We start from the raw sequence: 9,894 nt of genomic DNA on the forward strand, positions 1-9,894 counted from the left end.
GAAGTTCCCGCTGGTCGGGGCGACGGTCGACGTGCCGCCGCCCTGATTGCGCACGGTGAACGCGTACGGGACGGCCTCGCCGGCCGCGTACGGCGAGACGCCCAGGTCTCGGGAGGTGTCGGTGCGCGCCCCGGCGATCGTCAGCGCGGCCAGCCCGGTCACGCCGTCGCAGGATGCCCCGAGCCAGGCGTCGTCGAAGCGTGCGAGGGTCATCGCGGTGAACGAGCTGTTCTCGTACAGGACGCCGAACCGTCCCGGAGCGATGCGGGTCGCCGTGGAGTATCCGGAGTAGCCGGCGTTGAGCTGCCGCGCGTACGGCCAGGTGGCGCCGTCGTCGCACGAGACGCGGGCCGTCAGGTTCGACCGCGCCGATTGCGAGGCGGTGTTCGTGAAGAGCAGCACCTTCGCCTCGGGGGAGCCGGCCGGCGCGTCGGGGTAGACGCGGGTGATCGACGCGTTGTTGGTCGGGTCGGGCAGCTCGGTGTCCTGCGTGACGGCGCCGTAGGTCTGGCCGCCGTCGGACGAGATCGCGACCTTGCGGTAGCCGCCCCCGGCGTTGTCGCGGGAGTTGAGGAGCACGCGGCCGTCGCTGAGTTCGACGACCTTGTTCTCGTCCATCCGCGTGCCGACGAAGGCGCCCCGCTGCCAGGTGGCGCCGTGGTCGTCGGAGTACACGCTGTACGCCTGGATGGCGTTGGTGCCGTCCGCCTGCCGGACGTCCCCGGCGAACTGCTGGATGAGGCGACCCGCGTGGGCGCCGTACCGCAGCTGGATGCCCTCGCCGGAGGTCGCGAACATGCCGCGCACGTCTCCCGCCACCGGCGCCGTGCTGCTCGCGCCCGGCTTCACCACCGAGGTGATGAGGCGCGGGGCGCTCCAGGTCACGCCCGCATCCGACGACTCGGACACCTGCGCGCTGATGACCTGGCGGTTCGCGTCGTCGTTGCCGAACGTGCTCCCGCCGAAGCCCTGGTCTTTCGAGTAGACGGAGAAGAGGAAGACCTTGCCGGCGACGGCGTCGACGACCAGGCTCGGGTCGCTGTAGCCGCTCTTCGGCGACGAGGTCACCCCGGCGCGCACGGTGGTCAGCGCTCCCCAGGTCTGCCCGCCGTCCGTGCTGCGCCGCAGGACGATCGAGTTGGGGTTGGGTGAGTCGGCCGCGCTGCCGGGCCTCCCGTCCCAGGCGGCGAGGACGATCCCGCCGCCGAGGGAGGCGAGGGCCGGGATGCGGTAGTTGGCGTACGGCGACACGGGGGCGCCCGAGATGTCCGTGGTGGTGAGCGTGCCCGGCGGGTCAGCGGGGGCCGCGGTCGCTGCGGTCGCCGGCACGGCGAGAGCGGCCGCGGTGGCGAGCGCGATCAGGCCGGCGGCGACGGTCGTCCGCGATCGCCGACGGGGCTGCCCTCCGGTGGTGGGGCGTGGTGACATGACGTTCCTTCCTTCCAGTGGTGCACGACGGTGTGTCCGGGTGGGGTGCTAGGCGTGTCGGTGCGGCGTGAGCGGATCAGGGGAGCGGCAGCTCCGCGGGGGAGGCGGCGAGCAGGGCGGCCGCGCGCCGGTCGGCGCGCAGATCGTGCAGGGCGGCGACACCGGCCGCCGCGAAGTAGAGCGCGACCATCGGCACGGCGAGCACGAACATCGAGAGCACGTCCGCGGCGGGCGTCGCGATGGCCGTGAAGAGGGCGATCGCGATGATCGCCACGCGCCAGGACCGCAGGATCGTCTTCGCGCGCAGCACGCCCACGAAGTTGAGGAGCACCACCGCGACGGGGAGGACGAAGGCGATGCCGACCGCCACGACCAGCTTGAGCACGAAGTCGAAGTAGGTCTTCGCCTGCACGATCGCCGCATCCTGTTCCGGCGCGAAGCCCGTCAGGACGCCGACCATGTGCGGCAGGACGAACCAGCCGGCGGCGCAGCCGATGAGGAAGAGCGGCACCGCGGTGAAGAAGAAGCCGAATCCGTAGAGGCGCTCGCGGCGGGAGAGCGCCGGGACGAGGAACGCCCAGATCTGGAAGAGCCAGACCGGGCTCGAGACGATCACGCCGACGGTGATCGCGACCTGCATGCGCAGGTCGAACGCTCCGGTGATCGTGTCGTAGTTGAGCTCGGCCATCCGGTGCTGCGTGTCGGCGATCTGCTCGATCGGCACGCGCAGCGCGTCGAGCACGGGCTCTGCCAGGAACCAGCCGGCGACCGCGCCGGCCAGCAGGGCGGCGGCGGAGCGGAAGAGCCGGCGGCGCAGTTCCGCGAGGTGGCCGGCGATCGGCATGCGTCCCCCGGGCGCTCGGCGTCGTCGCCGGGAGGGGGCGGATGCCGTGCCGGCCGTCATCAGCGCTCCGACGCGGCGGGTGCGGACGGCCCCGTCGGCGCGGCGGGTGCCGGAGCCTCGGGAGCCTCGTCGCGCCCGCTCAGCTCGGGCTTCACCTCGTTCTTGAAGATGCGCATCGACTGGCCGAGGCTCTTCGCCAGGGCCGGGATCTTCGGGGCGCCGAACAGCAGAAGGATGATGGCGACGATGATCAGGGCGTGCCACCCGTTGAGGTTCGCGAACATCGGAAGAGGCCTTTCTCTGCGTGGTCCACGGCGACTGCCGTGCGGCACACTCAAGCACATATGACGTCTGATGTCCAATGGATTCTGTGCTACGGTCGCTCCCATGCTCGGTCTCACGTTCGACAAGATCGTCGTCGTGGGCGTCATCGCCGCCTTCGTCGTCGGTCCGACGCGCCTACCCGGATACGCTGCCGCAATCGGCGCCTTCGTGCGCCGATTGCGGCAGACGGCGGCCGGTCTGAAGGCGCGCGTCGACGACGAGCTCGGTGAGGAGATCGACTGGCAGAAGCTCGATCCGCGCCGCTACGACCCGCGGTCCATCGTGCGCAGCGCGCTGCTGGACGACCCGCCCGCAGCAGGTGAGCGAGCAGGCGGGCGAGCGGGCGAGCCAGCGGGCGACCGCGCCGAGACCGACTGACGCACCGCCGCCACGACCCCTGGAGACCCCGTGTTCACCGACCTCCCCGAGTCCGCATTGCGCGACTACCGCAGCGCGGTCGCCGACCCGCCCGACTTCGACGCCTTCTGGGAGCGCACCCTCGCCGAAAGCCGGGAGCATCCCCTCCTGACGCGCCTGGAGCCCGTCGACACCGGACTGACGACGATCGACGTCTACGACGTGCGGTTCGGGGGCTACGCGGGTGAGGAGGTCGCCGCGTGGTTGCGCATCCCGCGGGGTGCCGACGGGCCGCTGCCGGGCGTCGTGCAGTTCCACGGCTACGGACGCGGACGGGGGGAGGCCGTGGAGAACCTGCTCTGGGCCTCCGCCGGCTACGCCCACCTCGAGATGGACACCCGCGGTCAGGGCTGGAGCGGCTCCCGCGGGGTCACGCCCGACACCGGTCCGGGAGCCGGCCAGGTGCCGGGCTTCCTCACCCGCGGCATCGACGATCCCGAGAGCTACTACTACCGCCGGGTGTTCGCCGACGCGGTGCGCGCCGTCGAGACCGCCCGGGCGATCGACCTCGTCGACCCGGACCGCGTCTCCGTCTTCGGCATCAGCCAGGGCGGCGGCATCGCGCTCGCCGTGGCGGGGCTGGTGCCGGGCCTCGCGCGGGTGGTGGCGCGCGTGCCGTTCCTCTGCGACATCCCGCGCGGCATCGTCGCGTCGGATCGCACGCCGTTCCGCGAGATCGCCGACCATCTCGCCCACTACCGGGACCGGGCGGACGACGTGCTGCGCACGCTCTCCTACTTCGACGGGGTGAACTTCGCCGCGCGTGCGAGCGCACCCGCCACCTTCACGGTCGCGCTGATGGATCCGATCTGCCCGCCGTCCACGGTCCACGCCGCCTACAACGCGTACGCCGGCCCGAAGACGCTGCACACCTGGCGCTACAACGGCCACGAGGGCGGCGGGGTCGACGACGACCTGCTCACGCTGCGCGCGCTCGCCGGGCGGTGAGCCGGGCGGGGCCGGATGAGCACCGGGGGAATGTGCTCATCCGACCCGATGCGCGAGCTACCCGACGTCGCGCATCCTGCAGCCCCCTGGCTGCCTCCGGAAAGTCCGGAGAGCTCACAGTCTTGAGCATTCCCCGGTGGGGACCGGTGGCGGCGCCGGGCAATTAGGCGCTCATCCGGGGCGAATTGCGACGGCGGGCACACCCGTTAGGGGGTCCCGAACACCTCTTTCGCCATCGTCATGGCCGACATCGCCTTCGGCCACCCGGCGTAGAAGGCGAGGTGGGTGATCGCCTCGATCAGCTCCTCCTCGGTCGCGCCGTTGTCGCGGGCGAACGCGAGGTGGAAGCGGAGCTGCTCGACGTTGCCGCCGGCCAGGAGGGCCGCCACCGTCACCAGGCCGCGGTCGCGCTTCGACAGCTCGGGCCGCTCCCAGACCTCGTCGAAGAGCACGCGGTCGGTGTAGTGCACCAGCCCTGGCGCGAAGTCGCCGAACGCCTGCTGTCCGCCGGTCCAGCCGGTCGTCTCGTCGCTCATGCGCGGCGCCCCTCGTACTCGTCGTCGGTGATGTGCTCTTTCCAGGTCGTCGTCGCGGCCGGGTCGTCGGCCGTCTCCAGGATCGCCAGGTGCTGCATGAAGCAGTCCGGGGCGGCGGCGTGCCAGTGGTCCTGGCCCGGCGGCGTGTAGAGCGTCTCGCCGGGATGCACCTCGATGACGTTGCCGTCGCGGTCGCCGAAGCGGGCGACGCCCTCGGTGACGCGCAGGTACTGCCCGCGGGCGTGGCTGTGCCAGGCCGTGCGGGCGCCCGGCGCGAAGCGGACGAGCGCGACGGTGGTGCGCTGGTCGGCGTCGTGCGGGGCGACGATCCCGTCGACCCAGACGTCGCCGGCGAACTGCTCCGGCGGATTCTTCGCCGTGGGGATGCGGGGCTCGATGTTCATGGTGGCTCCTTTCGGGGTGGGGAGGGCTCAGAAGGTGAGGAGCACTTTCGTCGCGGTCCGTCGATCCATAGCGTCGTACCCTTCGGCCGCGCGGTCGAGGGGGAGCGTCAGGTCGAAGACGCGGCCCGGGTCGATCTCGCGGTCCCAGATGAGCCGGATCAGCTCGGGCAGGAAGCGCCGGACGGGCGCGGGGCCGCCGAGCAGGTGCACCTCGGCGAAGAACAGCTCGTCGGCGGGCAGGGCGACGCCGTCGTGCGCCACGCCGACGAAACCGACATGGCCGCCGGGCCGCGCGGAGCGGATCGCCTGCAGCAGCGACTCCTGCGTGCCGACGGCCTCGATCACGGAGTGGGCGCCGAGGCCGCCTGTGAGCTCCTTGATCGTCGCGACGCCCGCGTCGCCGCGCTCCTCGACGATGTCGGTGGCGCCGAACGCGCGAGCGAGGGCTTGGCGATCCGCGTGGCGCGACATCGCGATGACCCGTTCGGCGCCGAGTTGCTTGGCGGCGAGGACGCCCATGAGGCCGACCGCTCCGTCACCCACCACGACGACGGTCTTGCCCGGGCCGGCCTCGGCGGCGACGGCGGCGAACCAGCCCGTCCCGAGGACGTCAGAGGCGGCCAGCAGCGACGGGATGAGGTCCGCGTCCGGCTGTCCCGGCGTCGCCACCAGGGTGCCGTCGGCCAGGGGGATGCGCGCCTTCTCGGCCTGGGTGCCGATCCCGCCCATCATGACGTTGTGCACGCAGCGGGACGGGTACCCGGCCCGGCAGATCTCGCAGGTGTTGTCGGAGGCGACGAACGAACCGACGACGAAGTCGCCGGGCTTCACGGTCGTCACCTCGGCGCCGACCTCCTCGACCACGCCGACGTACTCGTGCCCCATCGGGGCGTGGTCGGCGTGCTCGGTGCCGCGGTACGGCCAGAGGTCCGAGCCGCAGATGCAGGTCGCGGTCAGGCGGATGACCGCGTCGGTCGGCTCGACGATCACCGGGTCGGGCCGCTCCGCGACCACGACCTCGCCCGGGGCGTTCATGATGACTCCACGCATGGCTGCGCTCCTTCTTCTCAGGATCCGCACCCAGTCCACCGCGGACCGTGCGCGCGTGGGAGTCCCTGACGAGACGTGTACTGGCAGGGCACCTCTCGTCGTCAGCGCTCGTGCGCGGTCTAGGAGCCCGGCCGTTCCGCGTCGAACCGGCCGACGAAGGCGACGATGCGCCGTGCGGCCTCCCGCGGATCCCGGATCATCGTCTCGTGCCGGTGGCCCGGCACCTGGGAGTACCGCGCGTCCGGGATGCTCGCCACGACGAACCGGCACCAGCGCGGCGGGCACACGCGGTCCTCTGCTCCGCGCAGCACCAGGGTCGGCGCCGCGATCCTCGGATACGCGAGCTCGGGACGGTGGCTCAGCATCGCGCGCGTCTTGCCGCGCAGGTTCGGACCCGCCCGCAGGTACTCGCGCCCGCCGCGGTAGAGCACGAGCGGATTCTCGCCCGCGAGGTCCCGGACGAGCCGGCCCAGCTGCGGTGCCAGGCGACGGGCGCGCTTGTCGACCGTCGGAGCGACCAGGATCAGGAGCTCGACCAGCGCCGGGTGGCGCGCCGCCAGTTCGGACGCCACCTGGGTGCCCATCGAGTGGCCGATGAGGACCACGGGCCCGAGCCGGGAGGCGCGGACGAACGCCGCCACGAGGTCGGCGGTGCGCTCCATGGTGAGGGTGCGCTCCGGTTCGGGAGCCGAACCGTATCCCGGCAGGTCCACGGCGATGACCCGGCCCTGGCGGGCGAGGATCCCGGCCAGCCCGTCGAACACATTCCTGCCCAGCCCGATGCCGTGGAGGAGCAGGAAGACGGGTCGGCCGCCTCCTGTCTCTTCGGCGACGAGCGTCGCGCCGGCGTGCGAGAAGGAGTGGACGGAGGGATCGGTCGGGAGAGGGGAGCGGGGCATGGGGCGGCGATCCGGCGTGCTGGACAGGGGATCAGGCCTCGGGACGGTCGGCCGACAGGTGGTCGAGCAGCTCGTCGAGGCTGCCGAAGGTGAGCGTCTCGGTGCCCTCGTCGTCCCGCTCGTCGACCTCGACGTCGTCGTAGGCGAGATCCTCGTCGAGCAGCACGCGGACCACGCTGTCGGGGAACTGCCGGGGCGCGTCGAAGGACAGCAGCACCGCGTCGACGAACACGACCACCGACTTCAGCGCGAGGTCGTCGCGCAGATCGGCCTCTTCGGTCACGGGCGCGGGGCCGACGGCCTCCTCGATCTCCGACACCGCCTGCTCGATCACCGTGCGCCACGCGCCCGGCGCGAGGGCGAGGAAGCGCTCCACGCGGTCCACGAGCGGGCCGGCCTCGAGGGCGCCGCGCTCCGCGATCTCGGGGTCGACGTTGACCATCACGTCGCCGCCGATCGCGTCGAAGCGCGCCGGCCCGTAGACGAAGGAGTCCTCGATCTCGGGAGCGGCGATGAGGCCGCGGCGCGCGAGCTCGTCCTTCAGGGCGTCGAGGGAGGCGTTCATGCCGACAACGCTACCGGGCTGCGCGGGCGCGGGGTCAGGATGCGGAGCCGAGCCCGCGTCGCAGGGGGATGTAGTGGGTCACGACGGCCTCGCGGAACGCGGCGACGTCCCCGGCCTCGGCGGCGCGCAGCATGTCGCCGTGCGCCCGGGCGGTCTCGTCGAGGTCGGTCGCGGGCGGGAGCCCGAGCCGCGGGTACACCACGGTGTTGACCTCCCAGAACGCGGTGACCAGCTGGCCGACGAGCGCGTTGTCGAGGTGGGCGAGCAGCTCCGAGTGGAAGGCGCGGTCCTCCTCGGCGAAGGGCTCGCCGAGACCGCTCTTCTCCTCCATGGTCGCCACGAGCTCGTGCAGGCGGGGATTGCTGGTGCCGACCATGGCGGCGCAGATCTGCTCGGCCATGGCGAGGTCGAGGGCTTCGCGCACCTCCACGACCTCGCGCAGTGCGGCGAAGTCGTCCTCGGGCCGGAGCACGCCGCGGAAGACGAGTCCCTCCACCAGCGGGGCGAGGGACAGCTGGCCTACGTAGGTGCCGTACCCGTGGCGCACCTCGACGATGTCGAGGGCGGCGAGGGTGCGCATCGCCTCACGTACGCTGGAACGACTCACCCCGAGCTCGGCGCAGAGTTCGGCCTCCGTCGGGAGCAGTTCGCCCGGCTTCAGGCGGTGGATGAGGATGTAGTCCTTGATCTGGTCCGTCACCGACGTGCGGTGCCGGCTGGGCGCAGAGGAGAACATTCCGGAGGGTGTGGGCTCAGGCGCCATCGTCGACTTGACCTTTCCGCGGGACGTGCATTACGTTCACTATACCCAAGTAGGACATCAGACGTCCGACATCACGAGAGGCACTTCAATGTTGAAAGAATCGCTCCACAAGGAGGCGAGCCGGCGGACGTTCCTCGCCGCCACCGGCGCCGCCGGGATCGTTGCAGCTCTCGCCGCGTGCAGCGGCCCTCCCAGCACCACCGGCAAAGCCGCCACCTCGGGTGCGACGGGCGCCGTCGACAAGAACGGCACCATCACGACGGGCATGTCGTACACCCTCGGCACCGGCTTCGACCCGATGACCACCACGGGCGCTCTCACGATGGCGGCGAACTGGCACACCCTCGAAGGCCTCGTCGAGCTCGACCCGGTCACCCGCAAGGCCTACGCGGCGCTCGGCTCGGCCCTCCCGAAGCAGGTCGACGACACCACCTACACGGTCTCCCTGCGCAAGGGCGCCACCTTCCACGACGGCAGCAGCGTGACGGTGGACGACGTCCTCTTCTCCTTCCAGCGCGTGCTCGACCCGGCCAACGCCTCCCTCTACGCCGGCTTCCTGCCCTTCCTCACCGCCGACAGCGTCACCAGGGTCGACGACTCGACCGTCCAGTTCAAGACGGCCTACCCCTTCTCCCTCTTCGCCGAGCGCATCTCCGTCGTCAAGATCGTCCCGAAGGCGGTCGTCCAGGCCGACCCGAAGGCGTTCGACGCCCTCCCGACCGGTACCGGCCCCTACAAGATCACCGCGGCCACCGCGAACGACAAGCTCACCTTCGAGCGGTTCGACGCCTACAACGGCTCGCGCCCGGCGCTCGCCGCCGGCATGACCTGGAACCTGCTCGCCGACCCGTCGGCTCGCGTCAGCGCCATGCAGTCCAAGCGCGTCGACGCCATCGAGGACGTCCCGTACCTCAACGTCGACGGGCTCTCCCGCGTGGTGAAGACCGAGTCGGTGCAGTCCTTCGGCCTCCTCTTCATGATGTTCAACACGTCGATGAAGCCGTTCGACGACAAGCGGGTGCGCCAGGCCTTCTTCTACGCGATCGATATCGACAAGCTCATCGCGAACGGCATGCTCGGCAACGCCGAGGCCGCCTCCAGCTACGTGCAGAAGACCCACCCCGACTACGTCAAGGCCAAGACGGTCTACAAGCACGACGCGGCCAAGGCGAAGGCGCTCCTCAAGGACGCCGGCGTCTCCAACCTGTCGATCACCCTTCTCACCACCGACACCGGCTGGGTGAAGGATGTCGCCCCGCTGATCAAGGAGGACCTCGACGCCGCCGGCATCGCGACCACCCTCGACATCGGCCAGTCGGCCGGACAGTACAAGAAGGTCGACAACGACCAGTTCGAGGTCATGATCGCCCCCGGCGACCCGTCGGTCTTCGGCAACGACGCGGACCTGCTGCTGCGCTGGTTCTACGCGGACAACATCTGGTCGCAGAAGCGCTACCGGTGGAACTCCGGCGCCGACTTCGAGAAGCTCCAGTCGCTCCTCGACCAGGGCGCTCAGGAGGCGGACCGCAAGAAGCAGCTCGCCACGTGGGGCCAGATCTACGACCTGGTCTCCGACGAGGTGCCGCTCTACCCCCTGCTGCACCGCAAGCTGCCCACGGCGTGGAACCCGGATGCGCTCACGGACTTCAAGCCGATCTCGATGACCGGCCTTTCGTTCCTCGGCGTCGGCCCGACGAAGTAGCGCCCACGGGCGGG

12 protein-coding genes are annotated in these 9,894 nt (G+C 71.2%); 3 read left to right on the plus strand and 9 right to left on the minus strand.

Annotated features, from left to right (window positions below; translation table 11 throughout):
* The 3 genes from BGO91_RS11570 to tatA form a co-directional block, all read right to left on the minus strand.
* On the minus strand, window positions 1–1,428 hold a 1,428-nt coding region (locus BGO91_RS11570), incomplete at its 3' end, for a sialidase family protein (RefSeq protein ID WP_290472906.1).
* Window positions 1,429–1,504: 76 nt separating this feature from the next.
* Window positions 1,505–2,332 (minus strand): twin-arginine translocase subunit TatC, encoded by an 828-nt coding sequence (gene tatC, locus BGO91_RS11575; protein WP_290472907.1) that lies wholly within the window; start codon window positions 2,330–2,332, stop codon window positions 1,505–1,507.
* Window positions 2,332–2,556, minus strand: coding sequence for a twin-arginine translocase TatA/TatE family subunit (tatA, locus tag BGO91_RS11580; RefSeq protein WP_290472908.1), 225 nt, complete (start codon window positions 2,554–2,556; stop codon window positions 2,332–2,334). The genes tatC and tatA overlap by 1 nt, the downstream gene beginning before the upstream one ends.
* A gap of 103 nt (window positions 2,557–2,659) precedes the next feature.
* On the opposite strand from tatA, the gene BGO91_RS11585 reads away from it, so the two are divergent.
* The gene (locus tag BGO91_RS11585; protein ID WP_290472909.1) at window positions 2,660–2,974 is read left to right on the plus strand and encodes a Sec-independent protein translocase TatB; all 315 of its coding nucleotides are present in this window, start codon (window positions 2,660–2,662) and stop codon (window positions 2,972–2,974) included.
* 30 nt (window positions 2,975–3,004) lie between these two features.
* Window positions 3,005–3,961, plus strand: coding sequence for an acetylxylan esterase (locus BGO91_RS11590; protein ID WP_290472910.1), 957 nt, complete (start codon window positions 3,005–3,007; stop codon window positions 3,959–3,961).
* A gap of 206 nt (window positions 3,962–4,167) precedes the next feature.
* Here the strand turns inward: BGO91_RS11590 and BGO91_RS11595 are convergent, their stop codons facing one another.
* The 6 genes from BGO91_RS11595 to BGO91_RS11620 form a co-directional block, all read right to left on the minus strand.
* Window positions 4,168–4,497 carry a carboxymuconolactone decarboxylase family protein gene (locus BGO91_RS11595; protein WP_290472911.1) on the minus strand — a complete coding sequence of 110 codons (330 nt, stop codon included), beginning with the start codon at window positions 4,495–4,497 and terminating at the stop codon, window positions 4,168–4,170.
* Entirely contained in the window at window positions 4,494–4,901 is a 408-nt protein-coding gene (locus BGO91_RS11600; RefSeq protein WP_290472912.1) for a cupin domain-containing protein, read from the minus strand. Before BGO91_RS11600 ends, BGO91_RS11595 begins: the two co-directional genes overlap by 4 nt.
* Window positions 4,902–4,928: 27 nt before the next feature.
* Window positions 4,929–5,951: a zinc-dependent alcohol dehydrogenase family protein gene (locus tag BGO91_RS11605; protein ID WP_290472913.1), complete on the minus strand. Its 1,023-nt coding sequence runs from the start codon at window positions 5,949–5,951 to the stop codon at window positions 4,929–4,931.
* Window positions 5,952–6,070: 119 nt separating this feature from the next.
* Complete coding sequence (locus BGO91_RS11610; RefSeq protein ID WP_290472914.1) at window positions 6,071–6,850, minus strand: alpha/beta hydrolase; 780 nt, start codon at window positions 6,848–6,850, stop codon at window positions 6,071–6,073.
* 31 nt (window positions 6,851–6,881) lie between these two features.
* Window positions 6,882–7,415 carry a cytochrome C5 gene (locus BGO91_RS11615; protein ID WP_290472915.1) on the minus strand — a complete coding sequence of 178 codons (534 nt, stop codon included), beginning with the start codon at window positions 7,413–7,415 and terminating at the stop codon, window positions 6,882–6,884.
* A gap of 34 nt (window positions 7,416–7,449) precedes the next feature.
* Window positions 7,450–8,115 carry a GntR family transcriptional regulator gene (locus tag BGO91_RS11620; RefSeq protein WP_290472916.1) on the minus strand — a complete coding sequence of 222 codons (666 nt, stop codon included), beginning with the start codon at window positions 8,113–8,115 and terminating at the stop codon, window positions 7,450–7,452.
* Window positions 8,116–8,266: 151 nt separating this feature from the next.
* On the opposite strand from BGO91_RS11620, the gene BGO91_RS11625 reads away from it, so the two are divergent.
* Window positions 8,267–9,880 carry an ABC transporter substrate-binding protein gene (locus tag BGO91_RS11625; protein WP_290472917.1) on the plus strand — a complete coding sequence of 538 codons (1,614 nt, stop codon included), beginning with the start codon at window positions 8,267–8,269 and terminating at the stop codon, window positions 9,878–9,880.
* The last annotated feature ends 14 nt before the right edge of the window (window positions 9,881–9,894 follow it).

Source organism: Leifsonia sp. 71-9, from assembly GCF_001898805.1.
In the GTDB taxonomy this organism is placed as follows: Bacteria; Actinomycetota; Actinomycetes; order Actinomycetales; family Microbacteriaceae; genus Leifsonia.